This is a genomic window from Algibacter marinivivus (assembly GCF_003143755.1).
GTDB lineage: Bacteria > Bacteroidota > Bacteroidia > Flavobacteriales > Flavobacteriaceae > Algibacter_B > Algibacter_B marinivivus.
The window spans coordinates 71,275-90,845 of sequence record NZ_QFRI01000003.1 but is presented as its reverse complement, the minus strand read 5'-3'; the positions used below and the strand labels follow the sequence as shown (position 1 = coordinate 90,845).

Annotated in this window: 15 protein-coding genes; 7 read left to right on the top strand and 8 right to left on the bottom strand. The window is 32.3% G+C overall.

Translation table 11 applies throughout. The features are described 5' to 3' along the window. Positions 1-8 precede the first annotated feature (8 nt). The 6 genes from DIS18_RS12000 to DIS18_RS11970 all read left to right on the top strand — a co-directional run bounded on the left by DIS18_RS12000 (position 9) and on the right by DIS18_RS11970 (position 6,983). A complete protein-coding gene (locus tag DIS18_RS12000; protein ID WP_109353325.1) occupies positions 9-836 on the top strand; it encodes an ABC transporter ATP-binding protein in 828 nt (275 codons plus the stop codon). A gap of 147 nt (positions 837-983) precedes the next feature. Then, on the top strand, positions 984-2,219 hold the full coding sequence (locus DIS18_RS11995; RefSeq protein ID WP_109353324.1) for an alginate export family protein: 1,236 nt from the start codon (positions 984-986) through the stop codon (positions 2,217-2,219). 220 nt (positions 2,220-2,439) lie between these two features. Next, complete coding sequence (locus tag DIS18_RS11985) at positions 2,440-3,150, top strand: carboxypeptidase-like regulatory domain-containing protein (RefSeq protein WP_109353322.1); 711 nt, start codon at positions 2,440-2,442, stop codon at positions 3,148-3,150. After that, positions 3,151-4,191, top strand: a complete 1,041-nt coding sequence (locus DIS18_RS11980; protein WP_109353321.1) for a transglutaminase domain-containing protein — start codon at positions 3,151-3,153, stop codon at positions 4,189-4,191. A gap of 66 nt (positions 4,192-4,257) precedes the next feature. Next, positions 4,258-5,793 carry a YifB family Mg chelatase-like AAA ATPase gene (locus DIS18_RS11975; RefSeq protein ID WP_109353320.1) on the top strand — a complete coding sequence of 512 codons (1,536 nt, stop codon included), beginning with the start codon at positions 4,258-4,260 and terminating at the stop codon, positions 5,791-5,793. A gap of 74 nt (positions 5,794-5,867) precedes the next feature. Further along, positions 5,868-6,983 carry a DUF2891 domain-containing protein gene (locus tag DIS18_RS11970; protein ID WP_109353319.1) on the top strand — a complete coding sequence of 372 codons (1,116 nt, stop codon included), beginning with the start codon at positions 5,868-5,870 and terminating at the stop codon, positions 6,981-6,983. A 13-nt stretch (positions 6,984-6,996) separates the two neighbouring features. Here DIS18_RS11970 and deoC read toward each other — a convergent pair whose 3' ends face one another. From deoC to clpB, 4 genes are all read right to left on the bottom strand, one after another. Further along, entirely contained in the window at positions 6,997-7,734 is a 738-nt protein-coding gene (gene deoC / locus DIS18_RS11965; protein WP_109353318.1) for a deoxyribose-phosphate aldolase, read from the bottom strand. Between the two features lie 216 nt (positions 7,735-7,950). Next, on the bottom strand, positions 7,951-8,436 hold the full coding sequence (locus DIS18_RS11960) for an acyl-CoA thioesterase (RefSeq protein ID WP_109353317.1): 486 nt from the start codon (positions 8,434-8,436) through the stop codon (positions 7,951-7,953). Positions 8,437-8,485: 49 nt separating this feature from the next. Beyond that, positions 8,486-9,082 (bottom strand): TetR/AcrR family transcriptional regulator, encoded by a 597-nt coding sequence (locus tag DIS18_RS11955; RefSeq protein ID WP_109353316.1) that lies wholly within the window; start codon positions 9,080-9,082, stop codon positions 8,486-8,488. Between the two features lie 173 nt (positions 9,083-9,255). After that, on the bottom strand, positions 9,256-11,862 hold the full coding sequence (gene clpB / locus DIS18_RS11950) for an ATP-dependent chaperone ClpB (RefSeq protein ID WP_109353315.1): 2,607 nt from the start codon (positions 11,860-11,862) through the stop codon (positions 9,256-9,258). A 340-nt stretch (positions 11,863-12,202) separates the two neighbouring features. Between clpB and ytxJ the strand changes: the two genes are divergently transcribed. Further along, positions 12,203-12,592 carry a bacillithiol system redox-active protein YtxJ gene (gene ytxJ, locus DIS18_RS11945; protein WP_109353314.1) on the top strand — a complete coding sequence of 130 codons (390 nt, stop codon included), beginning with the start codon at positions 12,203-12,205 and terminating at the stop codon, positions 12,590-12,592. Positions 12,593-12,678: 86 nt separating this feature from the next. Here the strand turns inward: ytxJ and DIS18_RS11940 are convergent, their stop codons facing one another. The 4 genes from DIS18_RS11940 to DIS18_RS11925 form a co-directional block, all read right to left on the bottom strand. Then, a complete protein-coding gene (locus DIS18_RS11940) occupies positions 12,679-13,431 on the bottom strand; it encodes a LamG domain-containing protein (RefSeq protein WP_109353313.1) in 753 nt (250 codons plus the stop codon). A 98-nt stretch (positions 13,432-13,529) separates the two neighbouring features. Next, positions 13,530-15,917: a T9SS type A sorting domain-containing protein gene (locus DIS18_RS11935; protein WP_109353312.1), complete on the bottom strand. Its 2,388-nt coding sequence runs from the start codon at positions 15,915-15,917 to the stop codon at positions 13,530-13,532. A 76-nt stretch (positions 15,918-15,993) separates the two neighbouring features. After that, on the bottom strand, positions 15,994-16,614 hold the full coding sequence (locus DIS18_RS11930; RefSeq protein ID WP_109353311.1) for a response regulator transcription factor: 621 nt from the start codon (positions 16,612-16,614) through the stop codon (positions 15,994-15,996). A gap of 48 nt (positions 16,615-16,662) precedes the next feature. Then, the gene (locus DIS18_RS11925; RefSeq protein ID WP_109353310.1) at positions 16,663-19,473 is read right to left on the bottom strand and encodes a ligand-binding sensor domain-containing protein; all 2,811 of its coding nucleotides are present in this window, start codon (positions 19,471-19,473) and stop codon (positions 16,663-16,665) included. Positions 19,474-19,571 lie beyond the last annotated feature (98 nt).

The following is a 19,571-nucleotide window of genomic DNA, read 5'->3' as shown; positions in this document are numbered from 1 at the left end:
GCATCAAGATGAGCACTATAATTGAAAATAAAACAAAAATTATTACTGAAGCGAGTGGTTTCCCATCTAGAGATGTGATGCTGGATTTAAAAGATTTAAAGAAAGTATATCCAACACCAAAAGGCGATTATGTGGTTTTGGAGGATTTGAATCTTCAAATACGTAAAGAGGAATTTGTGACTATTATTGGGCATTCGGGTTGTGGTAAAACAACCATGCTCTCTATGATTGCGGGATTGAATCCGATTTCGGGAGGTAATATTTCGGTTCTTGGAAAACATATTAAAGGCCCAGGACCAGATAGAGGAGTGATATTTCAAGCACCAAGTTTAATGCCTTGGATGACAGCGTTACAAAACGTAATGTTGGGTGTAAATCAAGTATTCCCAGATGCTACAAAAGGACAACGTAACGATATTGCTAAATACTATTTGCAAAAAGTAGGTTTAGAGGATGCTTTTAATAAGCGTGCTTCTGAATTATCGCAAGGGATGCAACAGCGTGTTGGTATTGCTAGAGCCTTTGCCATAAAACCAAAAGTGCTATTGTTGGATGAGCCTTTCGGGATGTTAGATTCTTTAACGCGAGGCGAACTTCAAGATATTTTAATAGAAATCTGGAATAAAGAAAAAATTACAGCGGTAATGATTACTCACGATGTGGATGAAGCTATATTTTTGGCAGATCGTGTGGTGATGATGACCAGCGGACCCCGAGCTAAAATTGGTGATGTTCTTGATATAGATTTTGAAAGACCAAGAACTCGTAAAGCGGTTTTAGAACACGACGATTACTACAAATACAGAAAACATTTAATTGACTTTTTAGAGCACTAATTAAAAGAAAATCATAAAAACATATTAAAAAAAATAACCTCATGAAAGCTTCAATTTTTTCATGAGTACAGGAAAATTACATCCAAATATTAATAAAAATCACAATTTAAAAACTCAAAACAAAATTCAAACTTAAAAACAAGTAACATGAAAAAACAATATGTATTAATAGGCTTGATGGCATTGATAGTTCAATTTGCTCAAGCGCAGTTTACACTAGAAGGCGAATTTAGACCACGTTCAGAATATTTTGGTAACGGTGGTAATTTTACAGGAGGAAGTTTTCCTGCTCAAACCGCTACTGATGCCGATGAAGGTTTTATAAGAACAACAGTTAGAGCAGCTTTAAAAGCTAAATATAAAGCCGAAACGTATACTGCATTTATGAGTTTCCAAGAAGTATTTGCTTTTGGTGATAGACCTCAAATTGCTACGGCTGGAAATGGAAATTTTAGAGTTCAAGAAGCTTGGGCTGATTTAAAATTGGGAGAATTTTCAAGTTTAAAATTAGGGCGTCAACCATTATCTTATGATGATCAAAGGATCCTAGGTGGATTAGGATGGGCGCAACAGGCGAGAACTCATGATGCTGCTGTTTACAAATACAAGAAAAACAAACTTAGTTTAGATATTGGTGGTGCTTTAAATACTACAGTAGACGAAGTTTATAATACTTCAGCTTTGTTTTCTTATAGAGATATGGTATTTGCAAGAGTGAATAATAAAGGCGAAAAATTAAATATTTCCTTTTTGGCATTATTAAACACGTTTCAAGATTCTAGCGTAGATGGGTCAAATAAGTCTAGCTTACTTACTGCTGGTGCTCATGCAGATTATAAAGTAAACGCATTGTCTTTAGCTGCAAACCTTTACATTCAAGAAGGTGAAAGACTAGGAGGTGTAGATGTTAAAGGAGCGCTTTTAGCTAGCATTTTGGCTAAGTATAAAGTTTCTGATAAATTAACTTTAGGAGCTGGTTATGAGTCTATTTCTGGTAGAAAAGATGATTCGGCTGCGTTCTTCCCATTATATGGAACTAACCACGCTTTCAATGGTTTAATTGATAGATTTTATGTTGGTAACCACGGAAACGCTGGAGGTTTAAATGATTTACAATTATCTCTTGCTACTAAAATCTCTGGTTTAGCGGTTAGTTTAACAGGACATATCTTTAGTGAAGTTGAAGATGTTGATGGTTTTGATGGTAAAGAATTAGGTACAGAATTAGATTTAGTAATTGCTAAGAAATTTAAAGAATTTAAGTTAGTTGGTGGGTATTCTCATTTCTTTGAACCAAGTGAAATAGCAGATATACCAGGAGTAAAAAGTACTCAAAATTGGGCTTGGGCGATGTTAATTATTCAGCCAAAGTTTATTAATTAAATAAAAAAAAAGATGATTTTTTTCATCACGAATTGGATATAATTTTCATAATATAAAGTGTTAATTAGTTTGATAGTCCAATTTATGGATCCCGCTTCGGCGGGATTTTTTTTTGATTTAGAAAAGTTGAGTTCACTCATTGAAATGACATGTTTACTCAATCTTGATTGTAAATAGTATTGTTTCGTACTAGTTTCGAGATAACTAAAAAACATATATCATGGAACAAAAATTCAATCTTAAAATTAGTAAACCTTGCTCAGAAAAATTCAATCAGTTTAATAAAACCAAAGCTGGTGGATTTTGTAACTCATGTGAAAAGGAAGTCATAGATTTCAGAAAAATGAGTGATAAAGAATTGATAAATTATTTTACAAATAAAGAACATAAAACTTGTGGGTATTTTAAAACATCTCAGTTAAAAGAATATACTCAGATTAATGAAATAAGAAGAACATCTAAATTCAAATTTTTAAGAATTGCTGCAGTAGCTTTTATTTCTTTAACATCCCTACATCACATTCAAGCACAAGAACAAAAACCTAAATCTGAAATTGTTCAGAAATCAAATGAAATTTCAAACAGCCAGAATAATAAAAGTGAAGTTCAAGAAAAATTATTTTCTGGGACCATTTTTGATGAATCTGGGCCATTACCAGGTGCGAATATTGTATTAAAAGGAACTTCAATAGGTACAATATCTAATTTTGATGGAGAATTTGAATTTCCAAAAACATTAAAAGAAGGCGATATTTTAGTCGTTAGTTTTTTGGGTTATACAACACAAAACATATTGATTGGAAAAGAACAAGCTATAGTAAACCTTATTATGGAAGAAGAATTATCATGTGTTTTAATGGGTGAGGTAGAAGTAAATGAGGTTTATGAATCTAAGCCCACGTTCTGGCAACGAATTAAGAAAATATTCTAGATGAAACATTGCTTACTTATATTTATTTTGCTTTGTAGTTTTATTATAAATGCTCAAAAATCAGATTTTAAACATATAAATTTTAAAAAGGCTGATAGTGTTGCTTATTCATGTGAAAATGTCACATTAAAAAATGTACCATTATTAGCCTTTAGACTCACTCAAAATTTAGATACCGAAGTAGAAAAATTTAGATCCATTTATATTTGGGTCTGTTCAAACATAGAAAGCGACCATGGTTTTGGAGAGCTCACACTTAAAAAAAGAAGACGGTTTAAAAATGATAGTGTTGGGTTTTCTCAATGGAATAATCAGGTACAATCAAAAGTTTTTAAAAGGCTATTGAAAGAACAAAAAACCATTTGTACAGGCTATGCATATTTAATTAAGGAATTAGCAAATTTGGTTGATATTGATTGTGAAATTATTGATGGCTATAGCAGAACTACAAAGCGGAATGTTGGTAAGATAGATATCCCAAATCATTCATGGAATGCGGTAAAATTAAATAATAAATGGTATCAAGTTGATGCTACTTTGGCAAGTGGCTATTTTGATGTAAATAAATACAAATTTGTTAAAAATTATAATGATGGCTATTTTTTAGCAGCTTCAGAATTATATCAAACCAAACATTATCCATTAAAAAACAAATGGTTGTTGACTAACGATTATTTAAGCTTGAACGAATTCGTAAAAGGTCCAGTAACATACGGTAATACTTTTAAGTATAATGTGATTCCAGTTTCACCAAAAAAACTTAAAACAAAAATATTTGTAAATGATGAAGTTGTATTCACATTTAAAGTCCATGATAATATTGAAATAAATAGGATGCGTCTTGTTTTAAGTAGTGGTATAAGAAGTAAAACTATTAAGGCATCCCAATCAGATTATTCAAAAGGATATATTGAATTAAAGCATCGCTTTTTGAAAAAAGGAAGTTACGATGTGCATTTTATAATAAATACTGACTTTATTGCGTCTTATACCATTAAAGTTGAAAAAAATAATAATCAAAATTTAATAGCTATTAATTAATCACTTAAAAGAATTATTTATTCAATTTCAAATACATTTCTTACATTTAAGCAGTAAATAAAAAATATGCTTAAAAAAGTTTTTGCTAGCGCCGTTTTTGGTGTGGAAGCTTCAACGATAACTGTTGAAGTAAATGTAGATAAGGGTGTTGGATATCATTTGGTAGGATTACCTGATAATGCCATTAAAGAAAGTAATTTTAGAATTGCTGCAGCACTTCAAAATAACGGTTACAGAATTCCAGGAAAGAAGATTATAATTAACATGTCGCCAGCAGATTTACGAAAGGAGGGAAGTGCTTATGATTTAACTTTAGCCATTGGGATCCTAGCTTCAACCGATCAAATTAAAGCTGAAGATTTAGATAGGTATTTAATTATGGGAGAACTTTCATTAGATGGAAGTTTACAACCCATAAAAGGCGCATTACCAATAGCGGTTAAAGCCAGAGAAGAAGGATTTAAGGGTTTTATTCTACCTGCGCAAAATGCTAAAGAAGCTGCTATTGTCGATAATTTAGAAGTTTATGGTGTTGAAAATATTGAACAAGTCATTAATTATTTTGATAAAGGAGAACCTTTAGAACAAACGGTAATTGATACGAGAAAAGAATTTGAAAAAAATCTAGATTTCCCTGAATTTGATTTTGCAGACGTTAAAGGACAAGAAGGGATAAAACGTTGTATGGAAATTGCGGCAGCTGGCGGACATAATATTATTTTAATTGGGCCTCCAGGAGCAGGTAAAACCATGTTAGCTAAGAGACTTCCTAGTATTTTGCCACCTATGACCTTGCATGAAGCATTGGAAACTACAAAAATTCATTCGGTTGTTGGTCGTGTTAAAGATTCTGGTTTGATGGCACAACGCCCGTTTAGGAGTCCACATCACACCATTTCAAACGTGGCACTTGTTGGTGGTGGGAGTTACCCACAACCTGGAGAAATTTCGTTATCGCATAACGGTGTTTTGTTTTTAGATGAATTGCCTGAATTTAAACGTGAAGTTTTAGAAGTGATGCGGCAGCCATTGGAGGATAGAGAAGTAACCATTTCAAGAGCGAAATTTACAGTAACTTATCCTTCATCATTTATGTTGGTGGCAAGTATGAATCCTAGTCCGGGAGGTTATTTTAACGACCCTGATGCTCCTGTAACTTCTAGTCCTGCTGAAATGCAACGCTATTTGGGTAAGATTTCTGGACCACTTTTAGATAGAATAGATATTCATATTGAAGTGACTCCAGTTCCTTTTGATAAGCTCTCAGATGATAGAAAAGGAGAAACCTCTGTAGAAATTAGAAAACGCGTTACTAAAGCTAGAGAAATACAAACCCAACGTTTTTCAGACTCAGAATCAGTGCATTATAATGCCCAAATGAATGTAAAGCAAATTAGAAAGCACTGCGTTTTAGATGAAGATTCTAAACAACTTTTAAAAACGGCTATGGAGCGTTTGAATTTATCGGCGCGTGCCTATGACAGAATTTTGAAAGTTTCCAGAACTATAGCTGATTTGGAAGGTGTTGCTGATGTAAATGGTTCTCATATTAGTGAGGCTATTCAGTATAGAAGTTTGGATCGTGATGGGTGGTTGGGGTAGCCATTAGATTTTAGTAATCATAATATCATTTTTTTTTTACATAACTGATTTCTCAATTAATTATTTTTTATGAAATGAAAGTACTCAATCATATTTTAGTTTTACTAATTTTATCGTCATGTAGTAACTCCTTAAAAGAAGAAAAAAAGGTACCAGAACAGTTAAAACGTATAGAAATTGTTGAGATTCCAATTCTAAACCTAGAGCAAGCCAACAAACTAGCCGATTTACCTTTACACTGTATAAATACTGAATATCCAAACCGCTTATCGCAGACCTTAGGTGGTGGTGAAGACTTGAAATCTCCAATTGAATTGCATCCTGCATTTTATGGGTGTTTTGATTGGCACTCATCGGTTCATGGGCATTGGAGTTTGGTTAGTTTACTAAAATCATTTCCAGAAATTGATAATGCTGATGCTATTAAACAAAAATTACTCAATAATATTTCAAAACAAAACATTGAAGCAGAGGTAGCATATTTCTATGGAAAGCATAACAAATCGTACGAGCGTACTTATGGTTGGGCATGGTTACTAAAACTTGCAGAAGAATTACACACTTGGGATGATGAAACTGCGAGACAACTAGAAAGCAATTTACAGCCATTAACCGATTTAATAGTAGGAAAGTATATAGAGTTTTTGCCAAAATTAAATTATCCTCAGCGCGTAGGAACACATACCAATACAGCTTTTGGGTTATCTTTTGCTTATGACTATGCTGAGACTTTAAACCATGATGGACTAAAAAATGCAATTAAAACGCGTGCATCGTTTTTTTATAAAAATGATAAAGGCTGTCCAATTACTTGGGAGCCAAGTGGAAGTGATTTTTTATCACCTTGTTTGGAAGAAGCCGCTTTAATGAAACGCTTATTACCACTTGAAGATTGTAAAATTTGGTTGCATGATTTTTTACCACAGCTGAAAAACAAAAACTTTACCATTGAAGTAGGTTTAGTATCAGACAGAACAGATGGTCACTTAGTACATTTGGATGGGGTTAATTTTTCTAGAGCATGGAGTTTAAACAAAATAGCCGAAGATTTACCAGAATATAATCATTTAAAAAACATGGCCAATACTCATATTAATTACTCGTTGCCAAGTATTTTTGGTGATAGTTATGAAGGTGGACACTGGCTGGGTAGTTTTGCAATTTATGCATTGAATTCTACTTCAAAATAACAAAAAGCAGCTTTTACACTTCTTTAGACACTTTATTAATTGGATTAGAATCTTTATTAAGAACTGTTTCTATATAGTCTTTATAAATTTTTGTGTTTCTAATTTGCCTTTTATCATTTTTAGCTTTTATGGCTGTTGACGTTCCAATTCTATCTGCTCCAGCATCAATATATTTAAGCGCAGTATCAAAATCGCCAATACCTCCTGACGCTTTAATTTTAGCTTTATCACGAACTGTTTTTTTAATGATTTTGACGGCAGTTAAAGTGGCTCCGCTTTTAGAAAAACCTGTAGAAGTTTTGATAAAATCTGCTTTAGCATCTAAACATATTTCACAAGCTTTTATGATTTCATTTTTATTGAGCTCAGAAATTTCAATTATTACTTTTAAAGGTGTTTTTCCAATAGCCCTTTTTACATCGCTAATATCTTTTAAAACAGAAACATAATTTCTACTTTTTAAATAGCCAAGGTTTATAACCATATCAATTTCATCTGCACCATCTTCAATAGCTTTTTCAGCTTCAAACACTTTAGATTTTGTAGACATTGCGCCTAACGGAAATCCTACTACAGTACATACTTTTACTTTAGATTCTAGTAACAATTGTTTTGCTAGTGCAACATAACAACTATTTACGCATACACTGAAAAACCCATTGATTTTTGCGTCTTTACAAAGCTCAATAATTTCGCGTTCAGTTGTTGAAGGTTTTAATAAAGTATAGTCTATGTAATTGGAAACATCCATGGGTTATAAGTAGGTTTTTATGTTAAAGATTTAATTCTTGAGGAAAGAAGAAAATCCGATTATTTTAATGAAATGTATGATTTGGGACATACACATAAGCTAAGTTATAAATTTGTATGAATTAATCTATAAAAAAATGCTAATTTTAGATTAACGGCAAACCATTTTAACTAATAACTAGATATACGGTAAAAAAGTGTATTTGGTTGCTGTATTTTATACAAAATTTGGTTTTAATTGATATAAGCGATCTTCAAAAGACTTTGAATTTACTGGTTTATTAACACTTTCAAACAATTCCATTAGTTTTTCATTATGTATTTCTCTTTTTTGATTTAATAAATTGAAATGGGCAAAACCACACCAAATTATTGATTTTAAATGACTTTTGTCTTTATTAAACATACGCATTTCTACAAGTAAGTTTTTATCATCAAATCGTATTAATTGCGACTCTATTATTACAGTTTCCATCAATAATGCTGGTTTTATATAAGCGATTTGATTTGAAGAAGATACCCAGCTTTTACCTTCAAGTTTAGCTTTTTTGTATATATCTAAGCTATAATGTTCAATTAAAGCATCTTCCCGATGATTCATAAAATAATTGATATAATTACCATTATTTAGATGGTTAAAAGGATCACAATCTTGAAATCTGATTTTTGCTTTAGTTTCTAATACTTTTGGAAGTTTATTCATAATTCATGCTTTAAATATACCGATTGGTATATTATTGATTAAAAAAATATTATAATTTAAGTTCTTTAGTGATAATATGGTCTATATGATTCATGGTGTCTTTCATATAGAATTCATCATTCATGGTATACGTCATAAAAATGGCGCCTTGTATCATGGTATCAATACGTTTAGCATATTGCATAGCATTAATTTCTGATGATATTTCTCCAGCTTCAATGCCTTTTTCAATAATGCTACATAATTTATCTTGTATGCGTTGAATGGTATCTCTAACCTTGTTAAGTAAGTTTGAATTACTATTGTTAGCGTCTACACCAATATTTAAAACAGGACAGCCACCAAGTTGTTTACTAAAAGGGTAGTAATTACGATAAAAGTCTGTAATTAAGTATAGTTTTTTAATAGGAGAGTTACTCTGCTCTAAATGAATTGATAAAGGCTTCATTAAAGATTTCACCATAAATTTGAATGATGCAAAAGCTAATTCTTCTTTATTTTTAAAATTACCATATATAGCACCTTTTGTCAGACCAGTTGCTTTTGTAATATCTTGCATACTAGTTGCAGCGTAACCGTTTTTATTAAAAATTGGCGCTACAGTTTCTATAATGTATTGTGAAGTAAGTTCAGCTTTTGTTGTCATAATCTTAACAAAGATAATAAAAAAATACCAATCGGTATATTTTAATTGTCTAAACTTTTTTTAAAAGGAAAAGCAGCAATCATCTTGTTATAAGATTCATGCTGCTTTTCAACTAACCAACCAACTAATAGACTCTTTGTAAACCGAATTGTTACAATAAAACCTATTAAATTTTAAAACTCTTCAACTACTAAGTCGCCTTGATTTCTAAAAACTAACTTATCATCAAATGCATCTAGTAAAATGATACTATCTGTTGTTACTTTACCTGATAATATTTCTTTACTCAAAGCATTTAGGACTTCTTTTTGAATCACACGCTTTACAGGTCTTGCACCATATTCAGGATTATAGCCTTTATTTGCTAAATAAGTTATCGCTTCAGGTGTTGCATCAAATGTAATTCCTTGTTGTGCTATCATTTTAGTAACACTTTTAAGTTGTAATCCAACAATTTCAACAATATTGTCTTTACTTAAAGGTGTGAACATTACCGTATCGTCAATTCTATTTAAAAACTCAGGGCGTACCGTTTGTTTTAATAGTGCCAATACATCCACTTTAGCAGCTTCAATGGCAGAATCGACATCCTTAGTGGCTTCAAAACGCTCTTGGATAATCGTGCTTCCCATATTTGAAGTCATGATAATGATGGTGTTTTTAAAATCAGCTACACGACCTTTATTATCTGTTAAATGCCCTTCATCTAATACTTGCAATAGAATATTGAAGGTATCAGGATGCGCTTTTTCAATTTCATCTAAAAGTACCACAGAATAAGGTTTTCTTCGAACAGCTTCAGTTAATTGTCCGCCTTCATCATAACCAACGTATCCTGGAGGCGCACCAACTAATCTACTCACAGCATGACGCTCTTGATATTCACTCATATCTATACGAGTCATAGCGTTTTCATCATCAAACAAGTATTCTGCTAAAGCTTTTGCTAATTCGGTTTTACCAACACCTGTAGTTCCTAAAAAGAGGAAGGTACCAATAGGTTTTTGTGGGTTTTGTAAACCTGCACGACTACGTCTTACTGCATCACTAACCGCTTCGATAGCTTCATCTTGACCAACTACACGTCTGTGCAATTCGTTTTCAAGTTTTAAAAGCTTTTCACGATCGCTTTGAAGCATTTTTGTAACTGGAATTCCTGTCCATTTTGCAACTACTTCTGCGATATCTTCATAAGTCACTTCTTCCTTTATTAAAGACGTTTCGGATTGCGCTTGCAATTGCTTTTGAAAGCCTTCAAGCTGTTCTTGAGCTTCTTTAATTTTACCGTAACGCAATTCTGCTACTTTACCGTAATCGCCTTCACGTTCTGCTTTTTCAGCTTCTAGCTTGAAGTTTTCAATATCTTGTTTTGTGTTCTGAATATTATCAACTACCTCTTTTTCAGATTTCCATTTTGCAAAAATTTCGTTGCGTTGCTCTTTTAAATTTGCTAAATCAGAGCGTAAAGATTTTAGTTTTGATTCGTCTTTTTCACGTTTAATGGCTTCAATTTCAATTTCTAATTGCATGATTTTACGATCCAAAACATCTAATTCTTCAGGTTTTGAATTGATTTCCATACGCATTTTAGAAGCTGCTTCATCCATTAAATCGATGGCCTTATCTGGTAAAAACCTATTAGTAATATAGCGTTGAGATAACTCTACTGCACCAATAATGGCATCATCTTTAATACGAACCTTATGGTGTGTTTCATACTTTTCTTTAATACCTCTTAGTATTGAAATGGCACTTTCTGTATCAGGCTCATCGACCATTACTTTTTGAAAACGACGCTCTAAAGCTTTATCTTTTTCAAAGTATTTTTGATATTCATCTAAAGTTGTTGCTCCAATAGCACGTAATTCACCACGAGCTAGGGCAGGTTTTAAAATATTAGCTGCATCCATAGCGCCTTGTCCACCACCTGCACCAACAAGTGTGTGAATTTCGTCTATGAATAACACGATATCGCCATCACTAGTGGTTACTTCTTTAATAACCGCTTTTAAGCGTTCTTCAAATTCGCCTTTATATTTAGCACCAGCAATTAGGGCACCCATATCTAAAGCGAAAATTTGTTTGTCTTTTAAGTTTTCTGGAATGTCTCCATCTATAATTCTGTGCGCTAAACCTTCAGCAATAGCGGTTTTACCAGTTCCTGGTTCTCCAACTAAAATGGGGTTGTTTTTGGTGCGACGAGATAGAATTTGTAGTATTCTACGAATTTCTTCATCACGACCAATTACAGGATCTAATTTGCCGTCTTTTGCTAATTGGTTTAAATTTTTAGCGTATTTACTAAGCGAATTATAGGTTTCTTCTTGACTTTGCGAGGTGACGTTTTCGCCTTTACGTAATTCTTCAATAGCTGCTTTTAAGCCTTTTTCTGTTACGCCTTGGTCTTTTAGCATTTGCGCTATTTTACTGTTTGATTTAAAAACAGCAAGGATGAGATGCTCTATAGACACAAAGTCGTCTTTCATTTTTTTAGCAATGATTGAAGCCTCATTAAGACTTTTTCCAGCTTCGCGAGAGAGCATAAGTTCTGCACCAGAGACTTTTGAAAAACTTTCCAATTGTTTATCTAAGGCTTGTTTAAGGATGGAAACATTAACATTCAGTTTTTTTAAGATGAATGGTAATACGTTTTCGTCTACCTCAAAAATACCTTTAAAAATGTGTTCGTTTTCAATTTGTTGATGCCCGAAACCTTGCGCTATTTGCTGCGCTTGCTGTATGGCTTCTTGCGATTTTATGGTATAATTGTTTAAGTTCATTTTTTATTTTTTTGTCCCTTTAATTGGGTGTTATTTTTCTTTTACATGGTGTAATAATCAATAACCTTACCAATAGAATTTAAAGGACATAATGTCGGGTTAAGGCTTAATTTTAGTGACTTTTTGTCGGTTTGTAAGTTTTAAAACTTGTTTCGACTTATTGTGATGTATGCTTAGACGTATAATTAGTTTATTTTTGCGTTTTAGTAAGCACATAACAGTGGCGCGTTAGGGATTGTAGAGGAAAGCCCACAGCCCGATCCCGATAGCTATCGGGAGAGGTGCGAGGACTTGTAACGGAAAGCCCGACCTTGTGGTAACGCCATAAAAAACATATAAAATGGGATTTATAAATAAATTATTTGGAGGTTCGTCTGAACCAAAAGAAGAGAAAGTATTGCCTTGGTTGCCTTTAACTGAATTGACGCAATTGGACAGTATAAGCGAAAAATCAGGAACTAAAACTCAGGTTATTTTTAAGCATTCTACACGTTGTGGAATTAGCTCTATGGTTATGAGGCAGTTTGTTGAGGCTTTTGATTTGGATGAGAATGATTTGGATTTATATTACTTGGATTTGTTAAGTTATAGAGAGGTGTCTAATGAGGTTGGGTATAAGTTTCAGGTAATGCACCAGTCTCCGCAACTTATTGTAATTAAAAATGGGGTAGTTGTAGCTCATGACTCTCATGGGGCTATTAATGCCATTGATTTAACGAGTTTGGTTTAATTGAAAAAAGGGTTTATGGAAGTGTCATAAAACCCTTTTTTTAAAAATGGTTCAACCTATTTTAGCCAAAGCATGCTACAATTAGCTTATTGGGGCATATAGTTAAATAGTTTTGTTATTTCAGAATTATCTAATGCTTTACTATACATAAAGATATCATCTATATAGCCTTCAAAACGGTAAGTTTCGTTATAGTTTACACCTAATATTAGGTTTCCATTAATTTCAAAATTTTGGTCGGAGAAGGCACCGCTGTACACTTCTACGCTGTTTACATAGATTTTCATTGTCTTAATAGTTGTATCCTTCACATACACAAAATGTGTCCAAGCATCTCTAATGGGTATCGTCTCGTTTATACTAGTACCATTATTACCATTGTAATTTGGATACACATATTGCATATTTCCATATTCTGCAGCATTTACAATAATACCGTGGTTATGACTATCGCTATTTGTAGAACCGATTCTCTGGTCGAACAAATCGTAACGCGATTCCATAGCTGTTTTTATCCAGAATGAAAGGGTAGTGGATTGCATAGGCTTAAAGCGCACTTCTTCTGGAAAAACAATAAACGCATTAAAGCCGTTAAACGCGGCCGCACTACTTTGGTTACCGTTTCTATCTTCTTCATATACAATACTGTTATCTGTAGCGTGATAACTATTTGTTGAACTATCCTTCGCATTGTCATTAAAAAGGTAATAGGCTATTAATCCTTCTGAAGGAAATGGACCATCTTCTACAACTTCTTGAGTATTACTATCGTCGTTATTACTACACGAAAATACAAGTAATAACATAAAGGTTAAGGGTTTAAAAAATATTGTTTTCATTTTAAATGATTTAGGGTTAAATAAAGTATTAGGGTTAAGAGTGAATAAAATGCAAACAGAAAAATTTCTAGTTTGTATTTTTTTAATTTATTCAGCACTTATTTTTTTATGAGTTTTAAGATTAAACTTGAGTTTTCTGCATTGACTTGAAGTAAGTAAAGCCCACTACTTATATCTGAAATATCAAATCGCTTCAATTTAGGATTGAGTTGTTTTACTAACTGCCCTTTTATGTTATAAAGGCTAAGGCTTTTGATGTTTTGGTTATTATATTCTAATAGCAATTCAGATTGTATTGGGTTTGGATGAATTTTGATTTTTTTTGAAGTGAAATCTTCTATGGAGAGTGATGCACAGTTTTCTGAATATGCTGTACCAGCATCTTTTAGCCACATAAAATATGGCATGTTACCACCATTGGCATCGGCCTCATTATCTACCTCAATGCAACCTAAATTTGTACTACCAACAGCGTTTACAATTAAGTTATTACTTTGATTCGTGCCGTTTTTAACATTTAAACTTGTTAAACTTGTACTGCCACATACAAGGTCAGCCAAATTAGTAAAGCTTGAAAAATCTAATACGGGGATTGCATTATTACTACACCTAATCGAATTTGTAGAACTAGGTATATTTGGAAAAGTATTGAATAGATTATCTGAAATATCTACTACAATTATGCTACTTATGTTAGAGAAATCTAGAGTAGACAGATTGTTATTATTAACCTCCAATGAGTTTAGATTAACAAGATTTAGTAAATCAAGTGTAGATAAATTACAATTATTAGCTTTTAGTGTAATTATTGGACTGTTAGCGCCAACCGTAATTGCCGTTAAACCTAGATTATCATTGACGCTAAAAGAAGATAAACTTGTGGCTGGCGATACATTAATGGTATTAAAATTATTATTGTTTAGGTTTAAAACCTGTAGACTGGTAGAGCTAGAAAAGTCTAGAGCAGACAAGCTATTGGTGGCCATGTTGAGCGTATGCAAATTAGGTGCACCCGTAATATCTAACGTTGAAATATCGTTTCCAGACGCATTTACTTCTGATAAACTATTATGAGTGCCTAAAGTAAGTGTATTAAGGAAATTATTGCTCAAGTCGATATGCTGTAAAGCAGGGAAGGCGCTCAAATTTACTGAAGAAAGTTGATTGTTCATGCCGTAAATGTACATTAGGCTTGGTAACGAAGTACCCAAGGTGAGTACGTTTACTTTATTATCCCTAAAATCTAAAGTTTCTAACATGGTGCAGTTTGAAACGTTTAGGTTACTTACGTTTCCTGCGTTTCCGTTGCCAACGTTTAAGTTTGTAAGGCCGTTACATCCAGATAGGTTCAAGGTTGTTAAACTATTATTTGGTAAAATAAATAGTGTTGTTAGTGCCGTTTGATTTGATAAATCTAAAGTGCTAATAGTCGTATTTTCGGACCTAAAATCGGTGAGTGTACTGGTCGGAGTTAAAAAGATACTGGCTAGGTTGCTACTATTATTGCAATTAATATCTATAATACTGGATTGATTGCTTAAATCTAAACTGGTTAGACCAGAGTTTCTAAATAGTACTACTTCCAAGGCAGTACAATCTGATAAATCTACCGTGGTAAATATTGTGTTTTCAGCATTAATAGATCTTAAAACACTAGTGTTACTAAAATCTATACTGGTAATTGGAGCATCCTTTACGTTTAGGGTTTCTAAGTTGGTGTTACTTGATAAATCTACGGTGGTCAATCCAGAATTTCCGCCCAAGTTTAGGGTTTTTAAATTGCCTTGTTTTGATAAATCTATGCTGGACAAAGCACTCACACCATCTGCTCTAAGTCGCTCTAATGAAGAATTTGTTGGCAATGTTAAACTGCTTAATAGTGTTGAGGAATAGATTTCGACATCAATTAAATTGGGACAGTTGGACACATCAAGAGCTGTTAGTTTACTGCCATAGGCAATAAGGTTTTGCAACGCCGTACTGTTTGAAAAGTTGATAGTAAGACCACCAGCAGGACCAATACCAAAAATGTTCAAATCTGTTAATCCAGAATTAAGCGTTAATTGTGTTTGTACTGTATTTTGATTAGCTATCAATGTCTTTAAAGCCGTATTCGCTGATATATCTAAGGAGGTTAAGTGTGCGTTTCTGCGATACATTAAATACTCCAGATTGGTTAAAGCACTTAAATTTATAGAAGTTGCAGTAGCTTGATTGGTGGACGTTGGTCCTGATGCAGTGATTCTTAACTCCGTAAGATTAGTAAAGGCTTCGATACCACTCCAGTTGCTTACAGGTACTTCTGATATTAGCAATGTAGTTACGCTTTGGGCGTCGGCATTTAAAATATTGCCATTTGCGCCATTAGTGTCAATACCCTCAGAAATTAGAAAATTTTCAAAGGTAGCATCGGGTATTGCTGTTGTTTGTGCATTAAGAATACTACTCAAGAAAACACATAAAATTAATAGGTAAGATTGTTTCATAATAAATTTGGTTTAAAATTATGAGTCAAAAATACAGATATAGCCCTTCGGTTGGACTACATAAAACATGTAGATTTTATATCAAGCGCTCTCTATTTGCTTTTTCAATGGCCTCTTCTCGGGTACAAACTTGAAGCTTTTCGTAAATGTTTTTAATATGAAAACGAATCGTGTTCACACTTATAAATAAAGTTTCGGCAACGCTATTGTAACTTTTACCAGAAGCTAATAAAGTAAGTACTTCGGTTTCCCGGTCTGATAAAATTGAATTTGTAGATTTTCTAAACGATTGTACCACCATTTTAGCAATATTGATACTCATTGGCGCACCACCTTTAATTACTTCACTGAGGGCAAAAGTTAATTGTTGTTGCGACGTGTTTTTGGTTATGTAACCTGAAGCCCCAGCGCATAAGGCATCAAAAACAGTTTCAGAATTCTCATAAACCGTAACAATTACAATATCAATGTTCGGGTTAATTTGCTTAATTTTTTTAGTACCCTCAACACCATTCATTTTTGGCAACTCAATATCCATCAACACAATTCTAGGATTGTCGTGTTTTAAGTTCTCTAGAGCTTCTTCACAAGTATCGTATATAGCTACAACTTTAAAATCTTCAGTTTTATTAATAATTTTTTGATAGCCTATGGATAAAGGAATGTTGTCTTCAATTATTACTATTTGATGCGCCATAGTTTTAAAAATTTAAAGATAAAATTGATTTTAGTATTATTTACTACATTAATTATGTGGTTTTCCAGAAAATATAATTTTTGTATTATTTGTATTTGAATTAATTGTTAATTCTCCACCAATAGCACTGGCTCTATTTTTAATATTTTGCAATCCGCCTTTACTGGTTGACTGTTTAATGTTAAACCCAATACCATTATCTTCACAGCTTATCTTTAGAAATTCCCCATCGTAGATAAATGATAAAATCACTCTATTACATTTGGCGTGTTTTACTACATTTGTAAGCACCTCCTTAAAAATAAAAATAAGTTGTTTGCTCCAATAATATGGCAACTTAATATTAGAGTATATAGCTTTTTCAACTTCAAAAACAATATTAAATTGCTTCATATAATCTTCCCCAAAATCTGATAAATACGTAATGACTTCCTCCAAATAATCACTCTCAGTTTTTAAGGAAAAAATAAAGTCTTTAGTGCCTTTATAAAGATAATCGGCGTCAGATGTAATTTGCTTCAGCAATTCTTTATTATCAGAATCTAAATTTGCATTATCGTCTTCAAGTAAATTTGATAAAATTGAAATTCTTGCCAGTTTATTCCCCAAATCATCATGAAAATCTTGTGCAATATTATGCCTTACTGCTATGAGCTCATTTTCAAGTTGATTACGTTTTGCAATAGCTACTTGTAGATTTTTGGTTTTTAATTTTGACTGTTCTAATTTTTTAAGAATAAAGATGATGATGATACTTGCAATTAGTAAGCTTGCTATAAGTAATAGCCAACTTTGTTTATACCACGGTATGGTTATGTTGAAGCTAAATATTTTTGAGTTTGCCCAATCGCTATCAATTTTCTTTGCTCGAAATTGAAGTGTGTAATTGCCTTTTCTGTAGTTGCTGAAATCTAAAATGCCTTTTCGGTTATCTAGATTTACCCAATTTGTTTTGTTGAGTTTGTATTGACTTGTTATTTTACTTCTGTTATAGGCGATGGTATTGTAGCTAAATGATAAATCATTATTTGAAATATCTAAAACTGGAGGCGTCGTGATGTAATTTGAAATTTCAGAATTTAATATTGAAACACCGTTATTACCTGTAATCCAGATGTCTTCATTTTTATCTTCTTTAATTTTACTTATGTAAGATGTGATTATTCCACTTTCAGTGTTTAGATTGCTGAATGTTTTACCATTGTAAATGGATACGCCTTTTTGTGTACCAATCCAAACATTACCATTGCTATCAAAATTTAATGCGTTTATTTGTTTGTTAATCAAACCATCTTCTTCGTTTTTTAGGTGCAAATAATTGTTAGCCAATTTCCATAAACCATTATTAGAACCGATAATTAAAGTGTCATCTTTTTCTAATAGAGCATTGACTATAGAGTTATCAAACGCGACGTTTTTAGTTACAGTTTTGATGAGTAGGTTCTTTATTTTATCGTATTGGTAAAGTCCGTCATTGGTTCCAAAATATAGTGTATTTTGACACTTGGCTACATCAAAAATATTGTATCGTAGTTTGTCATAGAAGCAGGTTTTTCCTGCATTTATAAATTTTATTTCGTTGCTTTCTATTTGTATGGCTTCATCATTTAAGTTGAAATATCCATAACCATACTGTTCCGTAATAGTTTCATCTAGTGCATATGATGCTTTTATATCAAGTGAACTAACAATTACTTTATCTTCAACTTTGCTGATGTGTTTACCAAAACCATGTAGAGGTATTTCATCTTCTAAATTGAAATTTTTAATAATTGAAAGTGTCCTATTGGAGAGTAATAGGGTTTTATCGTTGTTAAATTCTAAATCAATGATATTTTTATTTATAGGAATATTATATATGCTTTTTGGAGTGTTTAATTTGCAATATAAACCATCTCCAAATGTTGAAATCCAAAGATTACGCTCATGATCCAATAAAATATCTGAAACTGTAGCATTGATTTTTAGCGCTTTAATTACGTTTTTTAAAGTTTCTGTTTGTAGATTGTAATAATAGAGGTATTTAAAACCCTTGCTATCTGAACTTAAAAAATAAATATTATCACCATGAACAAGTAATTTTGAAATTCTTGTATTGTTAATTGAAAGTTCTACAACTTTAATAAGTTTTTCATCATCGAAAATCAACAGATTATTTTCGCTTCCAGCAATAAACGTATGGCTGTCTTTTTTTACTAATGCTGTTATAACTTTATGTTTTAAGAACTTAAATTTTAGCTCAGTTTTGTTACCACGTTCAATATAAATACCTTTTAAAGCTTCTTTGAATTTATGAGAAGAATACTTGTAAAGAGAGTCTTCAATAACCTTGTAAGCAACAGAATAGTATTTAAACTTTTTTGATGGAAACTCATTTAAATCATAGCTTTCATTTGGCTTATAAACACATTGTTTGGTTTCAATAATTGAGTCCTTGTTATGCCAAAATATTAAATTTCTAAAATCGTGATAATTATAAATAGTGTCTTTAAATACAACAAGATTAGACAGCTTCTTTGGGCCTTTTGGAGTGTTTGTAAATTCCTCTTTTTTCGGATTAAATAAATTCAAACCACCACGCCATGTGGCTATGGCAAGCGATTTATTGGAGAGTTCAGCAATATCTATAACAAAGTTAGATGTTAAACCATCATTGGATGTGTAAACTTTAAAAGAGTTACCATCAAATTTTACGAGTCCGTCGTCAGTACCAATCCATAAATAACCATTGCTGGCTTGAAATAAACCATACGTAACATCATGTGGAAGACCATTATTGATGTTATAGTGAATTACATTTTGCTGACTTTGAAGAAGGCAACAAAACAAATATGGTAATATTAAAGAGAGTTTTTTCAATAAGACAAAATACGAAAAGAATACTATTTTTATTACTACATATTTTATGTAGTAATGTTATTTTTGCTAATAAAATATGAAAGTAGATTATCTTTTTG